At 57.4% G+C, this 18,295-nt stretch carries 15 protein-coding genes; 14 read left to right on the top strand and 1 reads right to left on the bottom strand.

The features are described from left to right. Positions 1 to 68: 68 nt before the first annotated feature. The 4 genes from V6E55_RS19380 (at position 69) to V6E55_RS19395 (ending at position 3,940) form a co-directional block, all read left to right on the top strand. Positions 69 to 1,436 (top strand): MFS transporter, encoded by a 1,368-nt coding sequence (locus tag V6E55_RS19380; RefSeq protein WP_316943716.1) that lies wholly within the window; start codon positions 69 to 71, stop codon positions 1,434 to 1,436. 349 nt (positions 1,437 to 1,785) lie between these two features. After that, positions 1,786 to 2,148 carry a YcgJ family protein gene (locus V6E55_RS19385; protein ID WP_316943672.1) on the top strand — a complete coding sequence of 121 codons (363 nt, stop codon included), beginning with the start codon at positions 1,786 to 1,788 and terminating at the stop codon, positions 2,146 to 2,148. Between the two features lie 218 nt (positions 2,149 to 2,366). Next, entirely contained in the window at positions 2,367 to 3,563 is a 1,197-nt protein-coding gene (locus tag V6E55_RS19390; RefSeq protein WP_316943673.1) for an NAD(P)/FAD-dependent oxidoreductase, read from the top strand. Next, positions 3,563 to 3,940 (top strand): DUF1641 domain-containing protein, encoded by a 378-nt coding sequence (locus V6E55_RS19395; protein ID WP_028016106.1) that lies wholly within the window; start codon positions 3,563 to 3,565, stop codon positions 3,938 to 3,940. The genes V6E55_RS19390 and V6E55_RS19395 overlap by 1 nt, the downstream gene beginning before the upstream one ends. A 55-nt stretch (positions 3,941 to 3,995) precedes the next feature. Here the strand turns inward: V6E55_RS19395 and V6E55_RS19400 are convergent, their stop codons facing one another. Next, positions 3,996 to 4,829 carry a MurR/RpiR family transcriptional regulator gene (locus V6E55_RS19400; protein WP_028016107.1) on the bottom strand — a complete coding sequence of 278 codons (834 nt, stop codon included), beginning with the start codon at positions 4,827 to 4,829 and terminating at the stop codon, positions 3,996 to 3,998. A 292-nt stretch (positions 4,830 to 5,121) separates the two neighbouring features. Between V6E55_RS19400 and V6E55_RS19405 the strand changes: the two genes are divergently transcribed. The 10 genes from V6E55_RS19405 to iolB all read left to right on the top strand — a co-directional run bounded on the left by V6E55_RS19405 (position 5,122) and on the right by iolB (position 18,235). Further along, a complete protein-coding gene (locus V6E55_RS19405) occupies positions 5,122 to 6,627 on the top strand; it encodes a CoA-acylating methylmalonate-semialdehyde dehydrogenase (RefSeq protein ID WP_316943676.1) in 1,506 nt (501 codons plus the stop codon). An 11-nt stretch (positions 6,628 to 6,638) separates the two neighbouring features. Then, on the top strand, positions 6,639 to 8,564 hold the full coding sequence (gene iolD, locus V6E55_RS19410; RefSeq protein ID WP_316943677.1) for a 3D-(3,5/4)-trihydroxycyclohexane-1,2-dione acylhydrolase (decyclizing): 1,926 nt from the start codon (positions 6,639 to 6,641) through the stop codon (positions 8,562 to 8,564). Positions 8,565 to 8,853: 289 nt separating this feature from the next. Further along, complete coding sequence (gene iolG, locus V6E55_RS19415) at positions 8,854 to 9,840, top strand: inositol 2-dehydrogenase (RefSeq protein ID WP_028016110.1); 987 nt, start codon at positions 8,854 to 8,856, stop codon at positions 9,838 to 9,840. A 31-nt stretch (positions 9,841 to 9,871) separates the two neighbouring features. Then, positions 9,872 to 10,801 carry a sugar ABC transporter substrate-binding protein gene (locus V6E55_RS19420; RefSeq protein ID WP_114977527.1) on the top strand — a complete coding sequence of 310 codons (930 nt, stop codon included), beginning with the start codon at positions 9,872 to 9,874 and terminating at the stop codon, positions 10,799 to 10,801. A gap of 51 nt (positions 10,802 to 10,852) precedes the next feature. Continuing rightward, entirely contained in the window at positions 10,853 to 12,400 is a 1,548-nt protein-coding gene (locus V6E55_RS19425; protein ID WP_114977528.1) for a sugar ABC transporter ATP-binding protein, read from the top strand. A gap of 11 nt (positions 12,401 to 12,411) precedes the next feature. Further along, positions 12,412 to 13,440, top strand: a complete 1,029-nt coding sequence (locus tag V6E55_RS19430) for an ABC transporter permease (RefSeq protein ID WP_049005552.1) — start codon at positions 12,412 to 12,414, stop codon at positions 13,438 to 13,440. Positions 13,441 to 13,448: 8 nt separating this feature from the next. After that, positions 13,449 to 14,582, top strand: a complete 1,134-nt coding sequence (locus tag V6E55_RS19435) for a Gfo/Idh/MocA family protein (RefSeq protein WP_129995215.1) — start codon at positions 13,449 to 13,451, stop codon at positions 14,580 to 14,582. 12 nt (positions 14,583 to 14,594) lie between these two features. Then, entirely contained in the window at positions 14,595 to 16,499 is a 1,905-nt protein-coding gene (locus tag V6E55_RS19440; protein ID WP_129995216.1) for a bifunctional 5-dehydro-2-deoxygluconokinase/5-dehydro-2-deoxyphosphogluconate aldolase, read from the top strand. 11 nt (positions 16,500 to 16,510) lie between these two features. Further along, positions 16,511 to 17,401, top strand: a complete 891-nt coding sequence (gene iolE, locus V6E55_RS19445) for a myo-inosose-2 dehydratase (protein WP_114977531.1) — start codon at positions 16,511 to 16,513, stop codon at positions 17,399 to 17,401. 9 nt (positions 17,402 to 17,410) lie between these two features. Beyond that, complete coding sequence (iolB, locus tag V6E55_RS19450) at positions 17,411 to 18,235, top strand: 5-deoxy-glucuronate isomerase (RefSeq protein WP_316943680.1); 825 nt, start codon at positions 17,411 to 17,413, stop codon at positions 18,233 to 18,235. The last annotated feature ends 60 nt before the right edge of the window (positions 18,236 to 18,295 follow it).

The following is an 18,295-nucleotide window of genomic DNA, read 5'->3' on the forward strand; positions in this document are numbered from 1 at the left end:
AGGGTACCACCAATCAGCAGTTGGCCACCTCTCGCCATTCATCCATGAGTGTCGCACTTATTATCTGAATTCCCGCTCTTGATCAAGGCTTTGAGGCGCCGAGGCGCTATTTAGCCGCCGCGGCCATATTAATTGGCGTGCTTATGGCGGCGCTGGATAGCTCTATTGTCAATATCGCATTGCCCACAATTGCCAGTGCGTTACAGGTCGATTCGGCGTCCAGTATCTGGATTACCAACGGCTATCAGGTAGCCAGCGCGGCGACGATGCTGATTTGCGCGTCGCTGGGCACCAGAATCGGTGAGAAGCGTTTTTACACGGCGGGAATGGTGTTATTTACGCTCTCTTCGCTGGGCTGTAGCCTTGCGCCGACCTTTGGCGTACTGGTTACCATGCGGATACTGCAAGGGGTAAGCTATGCGGTCATGATAAGCGTGGGGCTGGGCTTGTATCGGGTTATTTTTCCACCCCGCGCGCTAGGAACGATATTCGGTCTGAATGCGCTGGCCTTCGCGGTTGGCACGGCTATCGGTCCGGCGTTGGGCGGACTTATCATCTCGTATCTTTCCTGGCCGTGGCTTTTCTATATCAATATCCCGCTTGGCGGCGCTGCGATTATCTTCTCCTTGATTTCATTAGGGGTGGATAACGAAAAGGAGAAGGGCTTTGATTGGGCAGGGGCTCTGAGTTCGGCAGCTGCATTAGGTTTAATGGTGGTGGCTGTGGATCAAATTGGCCGTTGGGAGAGCCGTACGCTGATCTATTGCGCGGTGGCGTCAGTGGCATTATTTGCTTTCTTTTTTATCGCCCAGACGCGAGCAAAGCACCCGTTATTGCCGCTGGATATATTTCGCTCACGTCAATATACCTTTGCGGTGCTTTCATCCGTCTCTATGTTCGTGGCTCAGGGAATGGCGCTGGTCGGCTTACCGTTTGTGTTGCAACATAGCTATCACTATTCAGTGCTTGAATCGGCGTTTATTTTTACGCCGTGGCCGGTGGCTGTCGCCTTCTGCGCCCCGGTGGCGGGAAGACTGTCAAACCGTTTTAATCCGACGCAAATTTCTACCGTCGGGGTGGTTATCTTTTGTCTTGGCTTAGGGGCGTTGGCGCTATTGCCGCACGCCGCGACGGTGAATGATTTCCTGTGGCGCGTCGCCGTTTGCGGGGTGGGGTATGGCTTATTCCTGCCGCCAAACAACAAGGAGATGTTTGCCAATGTCTCAGCAAATCGCACCGTAACGGCCTCCGGCGTGCTATCCACGGCCAGGACGGCAGGGCAGTCCATTGGCGCGGCGCTGGTGGCGATGGTCATCGCGCTGTTGAACGGTTTAACCGGTCTCGCCGGCGCACAATTTGTTGTTTTTGTGTTTGGTCTTGCCTGCGCCATTGCGGCAATATCCTCTATTGCCAGTACATTACGCCTGCATCGCTAAAAAAGGAATGTCAGCGGCGGTGAATACGTTACCGCTGCTGACAAGTCACTCGGGCCACTCGATTCTCTTGCAGAGTGGATGACTGCTAACGAGAGTCAATTAGCATAAGGTCCGCTCCTCGCTCACTGCGGACCTTCAGCTCAGCAAGTTCGTCCGCCCTGCGCCAGGAGCAGAACCTGGAGTGCCAGAGGCTTTCTAAAATTGATGCTTCTTTTTGTAGGGATACTTACAGCTAAACAGGGCATTTCCTGTTGAAACTCAGAACCATCCAGGTTTTTTTCGCCCCTCATGATGGTTTCATCGTGCCCGGTACAAATCCGACACTCATTAACCAACGGAGGTTATCATCTTGAACAAGGCAATACTCTCATGCTCTGTGGCCGCGCTGCTGGCTGTGTCCGCCATGTCCGCTCAGGCCAGGACCCCGGCCAAACTCCATTCGCCAGTGTCAGGTGTGCTCTGCGACCGATATGTATGCGCCAATGACAAGGGAATTTCCCGTGAGCTGACCGAGAAGTATCTCGGCAAGAAGGCTGCTGCAAACGAGGTGTTCACATCGAGCGATGTCGATCTGACCGAATTCACCTTTGCTAACGGCATTTTCTGCGATGTGAAGGAACGGCTGTGCCGTGAAGATCGCTATTATGGTGCCAATGGTCAGCGCTCCGGGGCGGTTTCTAAAAAGTACACAAAGCTGCTCTTTGGTGAATAATAATGATGCAAAAGAGATCACAGTCAGAGGCTACGTTATAGGGATATAAATTATATTTTGCAGCGTATATTTTAAATGATGACATTATTTCTGAAATTAAATATTTCATTAAGGATTGCATTGCGGAATATTGCTCTGTTACTACGCTTTAGCTGAGCGTAACAGTGAAGCGGTCTGGTTACGTGAATTCCCATTCACTACCATGAGCGAATAATGGAATGAAAAACCGCATAATGATTGTCGGTGGCGGCACGGGAGGGACGATTGTCGCCAACCTGCTGGCCAGAAAATTACGACGCGAAATTGCCGCCGGTCAGGTAGAACTGATGCTGATATCCGAATCACCGGTGCACTACTACAAACCCGCGTTTATGTACGTCGCGTTTAACCTCTTTCATCACCATGAGCTGGCCCGGCCTGAGCGGCAATTACTGAGTCCGGAAATTCAATTTATTACCGATAAAATAGAATCTTTCGATTTTAAACAACGTCGCTTATACAGCGCCAGTAAGAAACACTACGACTGGGACCTGCTGATTATTGCAACAGGTTGCACACCTTTCCCACAAAAAATCCCTGGCCTTGCTGAAGTGGGCGATCATTTTTACCAATACGCGGCGGCCAGGCAATTAGCACATAAACTTGCCACCATTAAAAAGGGACGAATTTTTATCACCGTCTCTTTCCCGGAAACCCCGAATGTGCCCCACCAGTGTGGGATCGCCCCCATCGAAACCACCCTGATGGTTGACGACTATCTGCGTCAGCGTGGCGTACGTAATCAGGTTGAGATTGTTTATACCTATCCGACCGTAGCGCAATTACTGCGAAACTGTCTGTTCCTGCAACGTCCGGTTGGGGAGGCGCTGGGGGATATTTTTGCTGCCAAAGGCATAAAGCACCAGCGCGGTTTTACCTTAAGTCATGTCGATCCTGACAGCAAAACTGCGTATTCCGCCGAGGGCGATTCGCAGAACTTCGACATCCTGATGGCCACGCCTCCCATCAGGGCGGTAGAAGCGGTGCGTAATACGGGGCTCAGTGAGATTCAGAATGGAGAAGGCTGGCTGCCGACGGATCACCAAACGCTGGGCGTCTACGGGTTAGAAGGCGTTTATGTGATCGGCGATACCGTCGATCTCCCGATCAGTAAAGCTGGCGGGTCGTGCCATAACCAGGCCCCAATTATTGTCGACAATATTGTGGCGGAACTGTATGGCAGACCACCCGGAAGCGGTAATCATTACGATGGCCGGGTTCAGGCCGTCGCGCAGATGGGGCTCTGGGCGGGGATGCCGCTGGTCTATGACTATCGCAATGATGTGACGCCGGTGCCTGCGACAAAACTCGGTGGCATGCTGCGAAACGGTTTTAACCGTGGACTGTATTGGGGTGTCGTGAGGGGGATGTTCTGATGAGCGAACAGGAACAATTGCTGAAAAATCTTGCTCCGCTTATGGCCGGCAATCGCCTGAATAATCTTGTTGATTTGCTTGCCCTGGTGGCGGACCTGCTTGAAATGACCGATAACGCGATGGTCGAAAAACTGGCCGGCGTTTTTGAAGATGTTGTGACTGTCGGCTGGGAAGGCGGAACTGCACTACGCATGGCATGGGGAGAGCAAATTAACCGGGAAGGGGATGTTTCGCTTCGGCAGGTGTTCTCAATGCTGAACGATCCAGATACCCGTCGCGGCATTATGCTTTTACTGCGCGTTTTGCAGATTACGGGGCAACGCCTGAGTGCTCTCTCATCCGTAGACTATCCGGAGTGTACTGAAATAAAGAACTGACCAAAATGCCGGGGGGCGGCTGTGCCGTTCCCGGCCGGCAAAAGGGCAATGCAGACTATTTGTCCCCACTTCCCAACCTGTACGCCAGCGCCACCACCAGCGACTGCACCAGGCACAGCGTTGCTGATTGGGAGCGGAACGCATCCACCTGCGCCTCTTTCACCACAAAGCAGAGATCGCTAAACGTCGCCAGCGGGCTGATCTGGCTATCTGTAATCACAATCTGCCGAGCGCCGACGCTGGCGGCGGTTTCGCTGACCATCACCGTCTCTTCCGCGTACGGCGAGAAGCTGATCGACACCACAATGTCACGCGCCTTAATGCGGCTGATCTGCTCGCGCAGCATGCCACCCATCCCGTCGAGCAGAATCGGACGGCACTCCAGATGGCTCAGGGCGTAGGTCAGATAGGCCGCGACGCTGAAGGAACGGCGTAAACCGGCGATGTAGATGGTGTCGGCATCGGCCAACAACTGCACTGCGCGCTCCAGCATTTCTGGTTCGGCGCGGGCGGCCAGTTGCTGTAACGCCTGCGCATTCGAGCGGGCGAATTCCTGCAGGATATCGAGGGGCGTTTCAGGTACGGCCTCGCTCTCCATTTCGCGGAATAGCCGGGCGCGGTCGCTGTAGCTGGCGGTCTCCTCCACCAGGTTCATACGAAACAGCTGTTTCATCTCGTTGAAACCGGTGAAGTCAAAGGCGTTGGCGAAGCGGATGAGCGTCGACGGTGGTACGTCGGCGCGCTCGGCAATGACAGCAACCGTATCAAAAGCCACGCTGTTGGTGTTATCAAGCACATAGCGGGAAACCTGCTGCAGCCTCTTGCTCAGGCTATCGTAGCGATCGCGGATTTGCTGCTGCAGTTCGTTCAGGCTGGTTGCTGTCGTCATGTTATCCCCCAATTACAGTCATATGATTCTAAACGCAAAACCGCGTCTTTTAAATGTCGGCCATCCATCTGGCAGCAAAAATGAAACAGAAGCTTCAGTCATTTCCTCGCCCGAAATCCCTTAATAGCTCAGGCTGAGTCAGTGATGTTGGCTGTTAACATAAAAATCCATCCTTGATCACAATAATCATCATTTATTTTATTTCAACTTAAAATGGAATATTTGTTTCATATATAGTGTTCAGTACACAACGTTCAGGTAACAGTCACGTATCAACAGCGAGAGGTTAAGGATGGAGACGGTAGCGAATTTTATTCACGGCGAATGTGTCACCGGTTCAGGCCAGCGCGTTCAGGCGATCTTCAACCCGGCCACTGGTGAACAAATCCGCCAGGTGGTGATGAGCACGGCACAGGAAACCGAACAGGCGATTGCCGCAGCACAGCAAGCGTTTCCCGCGTGGGCACGTTTTGCTCCACTCAAGCGCGCGCGTGTGATGTTCCGCTTCAAAGCGTTGCTTGAAGAGAATATGGAGCGTCTGGCCCGTATCATCAGTGAAGAACACGGTAAGGTTTTCTCAGACGCAGTAGGCGAACTGACCCGTGGCCTGGAAGTGGTGGAATTCGCCTGCGGCATCCCGCATCTGCAAAAAGGTGAACACTCTGCGAACGTCGGCACGGGCGTCGACAGCCACTCGCTGATGCAGCCGCTCGGGGTCTGCGCCGGGATCACGCCGTTTAACTTCCCGGCGATGGTACCAATGTGGATGTTCCCGATTGCGCTGGCGACAGGTAACACCTTCGTGCTGAAACCGTCGGAAAAAGATCCCTCTCTGGTGCTCGCGCTGGCGAAATTGCTGAAAGAGGCCGGCCTGCCGGACGGCGTGTTCAACGTGGTGCAGGGGGATAAAGAGTCCGTTGATGTGCTCCTGACCGACCCGCGCGTGCAGGCCGTTAGTTTTGTCGGTTCAACGCCGATTGCCGAATACATTTACCAGACCGCGTCTGCCCACGGTAAGCGTTGTCAGGCGCTCGGCGGCGCGAAAAACCACTGTATTTTAATGCCAGATGCCGACATGGATATGGCGACGAACGCCATCATGGGCGCGGCTTTTGGGGCGGCGGGGGAGCGCTGTATGGCGCTCTCCGTGGTGCTGGCCGTGGGCGATAAAACCGCCGATGACCTCTGCGCCCGGCTGGAAAAACAGATCGCCGCGCTGCGCGTCGGACCGGGTCTGGACCAGACGCCAGAAAACGAGATGGGGCCGTTGATCTCCGCCGCGCACCGCAGCAAAGTGTTGGGCTATATCGACAGTGGCGAAGCTCAGGGGGCGAACCTGCGTGTGGACGGGCGTTGCTTTAGCGTAAAAGGTCACGAGCAGGGCTATTTCGTTGGGCCGACGCTGTTCGATAACGTCACCCCGGAGATGACCATCTATAAAGAAGAAATTTTCGGCCCGGTGCTTTCTGTGGTACGTGTAGCAGATTACGCCAGCGCGGTGGATCTGATTAACCGCCACGAATATGGTAATGGCTCGGCTATTTTCACCCGTGACGGTGGCTGCGCGCGCCGCTTCTGCGAAGAGGTGCAGGCGGGCATGGTGGGGGTCAACGTGCCGATCCCGGTGCCAATGGCATTCCACAGTTTCGGTGGCTGGAAGCGTTCCATCTTTGGTGCGCTCAATGTTCACGGGAACGATGGCGTGCGTTTCTACACCCGAATGAAAACCATCACTGCACGCTGGCCGGAAATGCAGCAGGAGACAGGCGCTGCGTTCTCCATGCCGACGCTGGGCTGACAGGGGGTTTTATGCAAACCGAACGTATGACCATGGCCCAGGCGCTGGTCAGATTCCTTAATCAACAATACGTTAGTGTTGATGGCAACGAAACGCCCTTTGTGGAGGGAGTAGCAACGATCTTTGGGCACGGTAACGTGCTCGGTATCGGCCAGGCGCTGGAACAGGATCCCGGCCATCTGCAGGTGATGCAGGGCTGTAACGAGCAGGGGATTGCCCATATGGCGACGGGATTCGCCAAACAGCATCGCCGCCAGCGTATTTTTGCCGTCACCTCATCCGTTGGGCCAGGTGCTGCCAATATGGTGACGGCGGCCGCGACGGCCACGGCGAACCGTATTCCGCTCCTGCTGTTGCCGGGCGATATCTACGCCAGTCGCCAGCCTGACCCGGTGTTGCAGCAGATCGAGCAGTATCACGATCTCAGCATCAGTACCAACGACTGCTTCCGCCCGGTCTCCCGCTACTGGGACCGCATCAACCGTCCTGAACAGCTCATGAGCGCGATGTTAAGCGCGATGCGAACGCTTACTGCCCCCGCAAATACAGGGGCGGTGACCATTTGCTTACCGCAGGATGTGCAGGGGGAAGCCTGGGATTACCCCCTGAGTTTCTTTGCGCGTCGGGTGCACCACATTGAACGTCGTCCGCCTGACCCGCAGCGGCTGGCGCAGGCTCAGGCATTGATTGCCCGCAAGCGCCGTCCGCTGGTGGTATGCGGTGGCGGCGTGCGTTACTCCGGTGCGCATGAGGCGTTACGGGAATTTGTTGAAACGCTGAAACTGCCGTTTGCTGAAACCCAGGCCGGAAAGGGGGCGCTGGTAAGTGACCACCCGCTTAATCTGGGGGGCGTCGGTGTGACGGGCGGAATGGCCGCCAACCAGCTTGCGCCGCAGGCTGACTTAGTGATTGGCATCGGCACGCGCCTGACTGATTTTACCACCGGCTCCAAGGCGCTCTTTTCCCACCCGGACGTTGAGTTCCTGTTGCTGAACGTGGCCGAGTTTGACGCCCTGAAGCTGGATGCCACCGCGCTGATTGCCGATGCCCAAACCGGGTTGACGGCCTTGACCCACGCACTGAAAGATTATCGCAGTGGCTGGGGGGAGGCGATTGCCCAGGCGAAATCCGCCTGGCAAGACGAATGCCGTCGCCTGTGGGATCGCCAGTGGCGTCCTGACGACGCTCCCGAAGTGGCGGGGCACCTTGATGCGCAGCTCATGGAATACGGTGAAACGCTCAACACGCATCTGACTCAGACGCGGGTGTTGGGGCTCATTAATCAGCATATTGAAGATAACGCCATTGTGGTGGGGGCGGCCGGATCGCTGCCAGGGGATTTGCAACGCCTCTGGCAGGTCAAAACGCCGGACAGTTACCACCTGGAGTACGGTTACTCTTGCATGGGGTATGAGGTCGCAGCGGCCATTGGCGCGAAGCTGGCAAAACCTCAGCAGCCGGTGTACGCCATGGTAGGCGATGGTTCGTACATGATGCTGCACTCAGAGCTGCAAACCGCCGTACAGGAGGGCATTAAGGTCACCATTCTGCTGTTTGATAACGCCAGCTTCGGCTGCATTAACAACCTGCAGATGGGGCACGGAATGGGGAGTTTTGGCACGGAAAACCGTTACCGTAATCCGAAAACGGGTCGGCTTGACGGGCCACTGGTGAAGGTTGATTTTGCGCAAAACGCGGAAAGCTACGGCTGTCGTGCATGGCGAGTTCATGACGAGCATAGCCTGCTGGCGGCGCTGGAAGCCTCACGAGCCCACCCGGGGCCGACGCTCCTCGACATCAAAGTGCTGCCAAAAACCATGACCCATGATTATGCGTCATGGTGGCGAACCGGCGACGCGCAGGTGGCAGAGTCATCAGCGGTGCGCCAGGCCGCCGAGCAAACACAGGCTCAGGTGAAAAAAGCCCGTCAGTATTGAGTTTTCCTGCCGTAACGAAATTTTCATTTCATTTTTCTTTTTCCCCTTACCCTGACCCTCTCCCAACGGGAGAGGGGACGGTACGGTGCGGTTGTTACTCCCTCGTCCCTTTGTAATGAAGGGGCAAACCTTCCTCCATGTTGTGAGATTGATAACAAAATTTATCTCATACATCTCAAAAGTGTTAACCTGCACTCAAAAACATAATTTTCACTATTTATAAAAATGAAATAAATGTTTTATTTATAGTGTCGTTAGTTCACAGCATTCACCAACACCGGGAGCCGTTATGTTTAACATTGCTTTACTGGGCGCTGGCCGAATTGGCCAGGTACATGCAGCTAACATCGCCAGCCACAGTGCGACCACGCTCTGGTCTGTGGTTGACCCGAACCAGGAATTCGCCACGCGTCTCGCCACGCAATATCAGGCGCGTCAGCAGAGCCTGGATGAGGCGATGACCGACCCGAACGTTCATGCCGTACTGATCGCCTCCGCGACCGACACCCACGCGGATCTGATTGAAATGGCCGCCCGTCACGGCAAAGCCATCTTCTGTGAAAAACCGGTACACCTTGATCTTGCCCGCGTACGCGACTGCCTGAAAGTGGTCAAAGAGTATGACGTGCCGCTGTTTATCGGTTTTAACCGCCGCTTTGACCCGCAGTTCCGTCGCGTGAAAACCGACGCTCAGGCCGGGCGTATCGGCAAACCGGAATCACTGCTGATCATCTCCCGCGATCCGTCTCCACCGCCTGCGGAGTACGTGCGTGTTTCCGGCGGCATGTTCCGCGATATGACCATCCACGACTTTGATATGGCGCGCTTCATCATGGGTGAAGAGCCGGTGTCGGTGTATGCCCAGGGCAGCAATCTGGTGGATCCGGCGATTGGCGAAGCGGGAGATATCGACACCGCGTTTATCGTTCTGAAATATGCCTCCGGCGCGATGGCGACCATCGTCAACAGTCGCCGCTCTTCATACGGCTACGACCAGCGCCTGGAACTGCACGGTTCCGAAGGACTGCTGTGCGCGGGCAATATCCTTGAAAACCAGGTGCAGCACTACGGCAAACAGGGTTGCACCAGCGCGCTGCCGGAACACTTCTTCCTGCAACGCTACAAATCCGCTTACGCCGCGGAATGGGAACACTTTGTTGCGGTCCTGCGCGGCGAAGCGGTGCCTGATTGCAGCGGCGATGATGGTGAACGTGCGCTGTACCTCGCGGATAAAGCGCTGGAATCACTGCGTTGCCAGCGCGAGATCGTCCTCTAAACACAACAACCCTACACAGAGAGACATAATAATGAAAAAACTGATCTTAGCCGCCCTCATCGCCATGACATCCGGGGCCGCCATAGCCGAAAACGAGCAAATTGTTTTCAGTACACCAAACCTGGCCATGCCGTTTGAAGTTCACATGCAGCGCACGGCGGTGAAAGCCGCAAAAGAGATGGGCGTGAAACTTCAGGTACTGGACGGGCAGGGCAGCTCACCGAAGCAGGTGGCTGACCTGGAAAACGCCATCACCCGTGGTGCGCAGGGCTTTATCGTCTCCCCGAACGATGTGAACGCAGTCTCCAGTGCGGTAGATGAAATTCAGGATGCGAAGCTGCCGGTTGTGACGCTTGATCGCTCCGTCGATAGCCAGAAAAAAGTGCCGCACTTTGGCGCCAACAACTACAAGGGCGGCCAGGCGATTGGCGACTTCGTCAAAACCAAATTCCCCAACGGCGCGGAGATCATTCTGTTGACCGGTCAACCGGGCTCCTCCTCCAACATTGAACGCACCAAAGGGATCCGCGACAGCCTGAAGGCGGGCGGGGATAAGTACAAGATCGTCGCCGATCAGACCGGCAACTGGATGCGTTCGGAAGGGATGCGCATTGTCGAAAGCGTTCTGCCGTCGCTGCCAAAACGTCCGCAGGTGATCCTCTCCGCCAACGATGATATGGCGCTGGGGGCGATTGAGGCGCTGCAGAGTCAGGGTGTGAAGCCGGGCGAAATTTTGGTGACCGGCTTTGATGCGGTACCGGAAGCACTGGCCCGCGTGCGCGACGGCTGGCTGGCGGTTACGGCGGATCAGCGTCCGGGATTTGCGGTGACCACGGCGATGAGCCAGCTGGTGGCTAACGTGCGTGAGAAAAAAGCCATCACCGGGGCGGACTATCCGCCGACGCTGATCACCAAAGAGAACCTGCAACAGGCTGAGCGTATTGCTGAGGCCGGTAACTGATTTGTCCGGAGCCGCCGTACGGGCGGCTCCCCATAAATAAGGAGCAGGCTGATGTCGCAACCCTTACTGAAAGTAACCGACCTGGCAAAAAGCTTTTCCGGCGTATGGGCGCTGAGCAGCGCTCAGCTCACCGTCGGCACGGGTGAAATTCACGCTTTGCTGGGCGAGAACGGCGCCGGGAAATCCACGCTGTTGAAGGCACTCGCGGGCGCACAGCCGCAAACGCGTGGGGATATCTGGTTCAACGGCGAAACGTTGCCGGTGGACGACTCCCCGGTAGAACGGCAGAACAAGGGCATTATCACCATCTATCAGGAATTCAACCTGCTGCCCAACATGACCGTCGCGGAAAACATGTTTCTCGGACGCGAACCGCGCAAACGTAACCTGATCGTCGACGAAAAAGCGGTCAATCAGGAAGCGCAGGTGATTCTCGATTATCTGCAACTGAATGTCGCACCGACCACGCCCGTCGCCCGTCTGAGCGTGGCCCAGCAGCAGATGGTGGAGATCGCCCGGGCGCTGACCCTCAATGCCAGGCTGATCATCATGGATGAACCCTCCGCCGCCCTGAGTGACAGCGAGGTGGAAAGCCTGCACCGCGTGGTGCGGGAGCTTAAAAACCGTGGCGTGAGCATTATTTATGTCACTCACCGCCTGCATGAAGTTTTCCAGCTTTGCGATCGTTTCACCGTTTTCCAGGATGGCCGTTTCACCGGCACCGGCGCGGTAGCGGAGACCAACGTAGAGCAGTTGATCCGCCTGATGGTAGGGCGTGATGTGGCCTTTAACCGCCGCCCTGCCAGCGAAACCCACCATGAAGACAAACCTGTCCGTTTGTCGGTGAAGGGGTTAAGCCGGGAAAAGCCGCCGCTGGATCCGCATGGCATCGCTCTGCATGACATCAGTTTCCACGTCCACGCCGGGGAAGTCTTAGGGATTGCCGGGCTGGTGGGAGCTGGTCGTACCGAGGTGGCGCGCTGCTTGTTTGGCGCTGACGCCTTTACCTCGGGGAGCTTTGAGCTGGACGGCGTGCCGTACCAGCCACGCGACCCGCTGTATGCCCTCGATCAGGGGGTGGCGCTGGTTCCGGAAGACCGTAAAAAAGAGGGGGCGGTGCTGGGGCTGTCGATTCGCGACAACCTGTCGCTCTCCTGCCTCTCCTCGTTGCTGCAGTGGCGCTGGTTCGTGAATACCCGCAAAGAGGACGACCTGATTGAGTCCTACCGCCAGGCGCTGCAGATCAAAATGGTCAACAGCGCGCAGGAGGTGCGCAAGCTCTCAGGCGGCAACCAGCAGAAAGTGATCCTCGCACGCTGCATGGCGCTCAACCCGCGGGTGCTGATTGTCGATGAGCCGACACGTGGCATCGACGTGGGGACCAAATCGGAAGTGCACCAGGTGCTGTTTGATATGGCGAAAAAGGGCGTGGCGGTGATTGTGATCTCCTCCGATCTGCCTGAAGTGATGGCGGTGTCTGACCGGATCATCACCCTCAGTGAAGGCCGGGTAACTGGCGAGATCCACGGTGACGACGCTAACGAAGAACGGCTGATGACGATGATGGCCATCAACCACAACGCCCTGAACGCGGCATAACGGAGTTTCTCATGACGCAGATGATTTCTAAAACGCAGGCCCCGGTCAAACGCGCCGGACGCATCGATCCCATCGCCTTCTTCGAGCGCTTCGGGGTACTGATTTTCATGATCCTGCTGCTGATCTTCTTCCAGTCGCAGAACAGCAATTTTTTCTCTGAACGCAATATTTTCAACATCCTGACCGAAGTCTCCATCTACGGGATCATGGCCGTGGGGATGACCTTTGTCATTCTGACTGCCGGGATCGACCTCTCTGTGGGCTCTATTCTGGCGGTGTGCGCCATGACCGCGGCGTACGTGATCAAAGGCGACAACTTCACCACCGTCGACCCGAACGCCTGGGGCGGTATGAGCTGGCTGATTGGGCTGGGGATTTGTCTGGCGATGGGCACGGCGATTGGCTTCCTGCACGGTCTGGGCGTCACCCGCCTGCGCCTGCCGCCGTTCATCGTCACTCTCGGTGGGATGACCATCTGGCGCGGCCTGACACTGGTGATTAACGACGGCGCACCGATAGCCGGTTTCGATCAGGGTTATCGCTGGTGGGGGCGTGGGGAGTTGCTCGGTATCTCCATTCCGATCTGGATCTTCGCCATTGTCGCCATCGGTGGTTATCTGGCGCTGCATAAAACCCGCTGGGGGCGCTTTGTCTACGCCATCGGTGGCAACCCGGAGGCGGCACGCCTGGCGGGGGTGAACGTGAAGCGCGTGCTGGTCAGCGTCTACGTGCTGATTGGCTGTCTGGCGGGACTGGCGGGTTTCATCCTGAGCGCCCGTCTGGGGAGCGCTGAGGCGGTGGCCGGGATCTCCTTTGAGCTGCGTGTTATTGCCTCGGTGGTCATTGGCGGCACGTCGTTGATGGGGGGCTATGGACGCATCGGCGGCACCATTATCGGCTCCATCATCATGGGTATTCTGATTAATGGCCTGGTACTGATGAACGTCTCGGCCTACTACCAGCAAATTATCACCGGGTTAATTATCGTTCTGGCGGTGGCATTCGACACCTATGCCAAGAGCCGTCGCGGCGCACTGTGAGGATCACGATGAAAGAGGTTCGTATTGGATTGATTGGCACCGGGTATATCGGCAAGGCGCATGCCATTGCCTATGCCCAGGCCCCGACGGTGTTCAACCTGCGTGGCAAACTGGTGCGCGAGATGGTGGCTGAGGTGAACCCGACGCTGGCGGCAGAACGCGCGCAGGCGTTTGGCTTCAATCGCTCAACCGGGGACTGGCGGGCGCTGGTGGCCGACCCGGCCATTGATGTGGTGGATATTTGCTCCCCCAACCATCTGCATAAAGAGATGGCGCTGGAGGCGATCCGTCACGGCAAACATGTTTACTCGGAGAAGCCGCTGGCGCTGAATGCCCACGACGCGCGTGAGATGGTCGACGCCTCGAAGCGGGCAGGGGTGAAAACCCTGGTGGGTTTCAACTACATGAAAAACCCGACGGCGCAGCTGGCGAAAGAGATTATTGCGCGCGGCGAAATTGGTGAGGTGATCCACTTCTACGGCACCCACAACGAAGATTATATGGCCGACCCGCTTTCCCCCATTCACTGGCACTGTTTTAAAGAGACCGCCGGACTGGGCGCTCTGGGTGACCTGGCGGCGCATATCGTCAATATGGCCCAGTACCTGGTGGGGGAGATTGAGCAGGTCTGTGGTGATCTGAAAATTGTGGTGCCGGCACGTCCGGCGAAGGCCGGATCGTCGGAAATGGTCGCCGTGGAAAATGAAGATCAGGCCCACGCGATGGTGCGATTCGCGGGTGGGGCGCAGGGCGTCATTGAAACTTCCCGCGTTGCCTGCGGCCGCAAGATGGGGCTGTCGTATGTGATCACCGGGACTAAAGGCGCCATCAGTTTCACCCAGGAGCGAATGGCGGAGCTGAAGCTCTATCTGCATGACGATCCGGTGAACCGTCAGGGGTTCCGTACATTGCTGGTCGGCCCGACACACCCGGACTACGGCGCGTTTTGCATGGGTGCAGGTCATGGTATCGGCTTTAACGATCAAAAAACGGTGGAAGTGCGTGACCTGGTAGACGGCATCGCCACCGACGCACCGATGTGGCCGGACTTCGAAGAGGGCTGGAAGGTCTCGCGCGTGCTGGACGCCATCGCACTCTCACACCAGCAAGGCCGCTGGCTGAACGTGAATGACATTGTCTGAAGAGGGTTCAACGTGGAAAAGCAGTTTGATGTGATATGCATGGGCCGCGTGGCGGTAGACCTCTACAGCCAGCAGATTGGTGCCCGTCTGGAGGATGTGTCGAGCTTCGCCAAATATCTCGGCGGCTCGTCCGGCAACGTGGCGTACGGCACCGCGCGTCAGGGCTTACGCTCGTCAATGCTGGCGCGCGTTGGCGATGAACATATGGGGCGCTTCCTGCGGGAAGAGTTAAACCAGGTGGGCTGTGATACCAGCCATCTGATCACCGATAAAGAACGCCTCACGGCGCTGGTGCTACTCGGCATTAAAGACCGGGACACCTTTCCTCTGATTTTTTATCGCGATAACTGCGCGGATATGGCGATTACCGCCAGCGATGTGGACGAAAGCTACATTGCCTCCGCACGGTGTCTTGCCATCACCGGGACTCACCTCTCTCACCCGCAGACCCGTGAGGCGGTGCTGACGGCGCTGAATTACGCCCGCCGTCACGGCGTGCGCACGGTGCTGGACATCGACTACCGTCCGGTGCTGTGGGGGCTAACCTCTTTAGGCGACGGCGAAACGCGCTTTATCGCTGCTGATAAGGTGACCCGCGAGCTGCAGGAAGTGCTGAACCTCTTCGACGTTATTGTCGGCACCGAAGAGGAGTTTCATATTGCGGGGGGCAGCACCGATACGTTGCAGGCGCTGGCGCAGGTGCGCCACGTCAGCAAGGCGACACTGGTTTGTAAGCGCGGCGCGCTGGGCTGCTCGGTGTATACCGATGCCATTCCACCTCGTCTGGACGACGGTCTGACGGTGACCGGTGTGCGTGTGGAGGTACTTAACGTCCTTGGCGCGGGGGATGCGTTTATGTCCGGCCTGCTGCGCGGTTACCTGAACGACGAGGGCTGGGAGCAGGCGTGCCGCTACGCCAACGCCTGCGGCGCGCTGGTGGTGTCTCGTCACGGCTGTGCGCCCGCTATGCCGAGCAAAATCGAGCTGGATGATTACCTCTCCCGCGCCGCGCTCGTTCCGCGCCCGGATCTTGACCCGCGTCTTAACCATCTGCACCGGGTGACCACCCGCCGCCGCGAATGGCCGGAGCTGTGCGTGATGGCGTTCGATCACCGCAGCCAGCTGGAAGATATGGCGCTGCAGTGCGGCGCGTCGCTTAAGCGCATTCCGGCGCTGAAACAGCTGATCCTGCAAGCCAGCCGCGAGGCGGCAAGCTCTGCCGGGCTGGAGGGGAAAGCCGGTCTGCTGTGCGATGGCACGTTTGGTCAGGATGCGCTGAACGCCATTACCGGGGAAGGGTGGTGGATCGGTCGTCCCATTGAGCTACCGGGTTCGCGTCCGCTGGAGATGGAGCACGGTAACATTGGCACCCAGCTTATCAGCTGGCCGCAGGAGCACGTGGTGAAGTGCCTGGTCTTTTTCCATCCGGAAGATGCCCACGGCCTGCGTCTGGAGCAGGAGCAGAAAATCGCTGAGGTGTACCACGCCTGCTGCCAGTCCGGACATGAACTGCTGCTGGAGGTGATATTGCCCGCCAGCATGCCGCGCAGTGACGAGCTTTATCTGCGCGCCATTTCCCGCTTCTACAACCTCGGCATTTACCCCGACTGGTGGAAGCTGCCGCCGCTCTCCGCCGACGGCTGGACGGCGCTGAGCGAGATTATTGAGCGCCGGGACCCGCACTGTCGTGGCGTGGTGATCCTCGGCCTGGATGCTCCGGCAGAGCAACTGCGTGCCGACTTCAAAGCCGCATCGGGACAGGCGCTGGTAAAAGGCTTCGCCGTAGGACGTACGCTGTTTGGCGATGCTTCCCGCGCATGGCTGAAACACGATATTGACGATGCGCAACTGGTGGCGCGCATCCGGGACAACTACCTGCAGCTTATCGCCTGGTGGCGCGAGCGCGGACACGCATAATGGAGACGACAATGAGTGTACAACTGGGCATCAACCCGCTGACGTGGACTAATGATGATCTGCCTTCACTGGGCGCAGAGACATCTCTGGAAACCTGCCTGAGCGAAGGGAAGTTGGCCGGATTCGCGGGTTTTGAACTTGGCAATAAATTCCCGCGCGAAGCGCGCCTGCTCGGCCCCATTTTGCAGAGCCATGACCTGCAGCTGGTCTCCGGCTGGTATTCCGGTCGCCTGCTGGAACGTAGTGTAGAGGACGAGATTGCTGCTGTGCAGTCACATCTGACACTGCTGCGAGAGCTGGGTGCAAAAGTACTGGTTTTTGCGGAAGTGAGTGGCTGCATTCACGGTGAGCAGCAGACGCCGGTTCACCTGCGCCCACGTTTCCCGCAGGAACGCTGGAAAGAGTATGGTGAGAAGCTCACCGCGTTCGCCCGCTATACGCAGCAACAGGGGGTACAGATTGCCTATCACCATCATATGGGCACGGTGATTGAGTCCGCTGAAGACGTGGACAACCTGATGCTCCACACGGGTGAGGAAGTGGGTTTACTGCTGGATACTGGCCACCTGACCTTTGCCGGGGCCGATCCGCTGGCGGTGGCGCAGCGATGGGCATCGCGCATCAACCATGTTCACTGCAAAGATGTGCGTGCCGACGTGCTGGCGGACGTCAAAAACCGTAAAACCAGCTTCCTCGATGCGGTGCTGAGCGGCGTGTTTACCGTACCGGGTGACGGTTGCGTGAACTACCCGCCGATCATGCAACTGCTGAAAACGCAGGATTATCACGGTTGGCTGGTGGTGGAGGCAGAACAGGACCCGGCGATCGCCCATCCGCTGACCTACGCCCGTCTGGGATATAACAATCTGAGCCGCCTGGCGCGCGACGCCGGGCTTATCTGAGGAGGTGACATGTCACGTCTGTTATCACGCTGGCAACAGCCGAACGCTGAGGGGCGGACTCAGTCTGTCACGCCGGAAAGCGCCGGATGGGGATATGTTGGCTTTGAGGCCTATGAACTTCAGGAAGGGCAGCAGCTGACGCTGCCCGCTGTCAGTGAAGAGCTCTGTCTGGTGCTGGTGGCCGGGCGCGCTTCCATCAGCACGCCTTCTGCACAGTTTACTGACATCGGCGAGCGGATGAGCCCGTTCGAGCGCATCAAACCCTGGGCGGTTTACGTCACCTCCCAGGAGACGGTGCAGGTGAAGGCGCTAACGAAAGTCGAGCTGGCGGTCTGCGCCGCTCCGGGCAAAGGGACGCATCCGACGCGGCTGATTGCCCCCCAGGATATCGACGGCGAAGCGCGCGGCAAAGGCCACAACCAGCGCTACGTGCATAACATCCTGCCGGAAGACAAACCCGCCGACAGCCTGCTGGTGGTGGAGGTCTGGACCAACGAAGGCTGTACCAGCTCGTACCCGAGCCATAAGCACGACACGGATAACCCGCCGCAGGAGACTTATCTGGAAGAGACTTATTACCATCGTCTCAACCCGGAACAGGGATTCTGCATGCAGCGTGTTTACACCGACGACAAAACGCTGGATGAGTGTATGGCGGTCTATAACCGTGACGTGGTGATGGTGCCGAAGGGCTATCACCCGGTGGCGACGATGGCCGGGTATGACAGCTATTACCTCAACGTGATGGCCGGCCCGGTGCGCAAATGGATGTTCACCTGGGAAGAGGATCACGCGTGGATTAATCGCGATTATCCTGCAGAGAGGGGGGACTGAGACGGCCTTTCTTGTCGGGTGGCGCTGCGCTTACCCAACCTACGAAATCGTAGGCCCGTG

The sequence above is a fragment of the Enterobacter sp. 342 genome (genome assembly GCF_036663495.1).
Lineage (GTDB): Bacteria > Pseudomonadota > Gammaproteobacteria > Enterobacterales > Enterobacteriaceae > Enterobacter.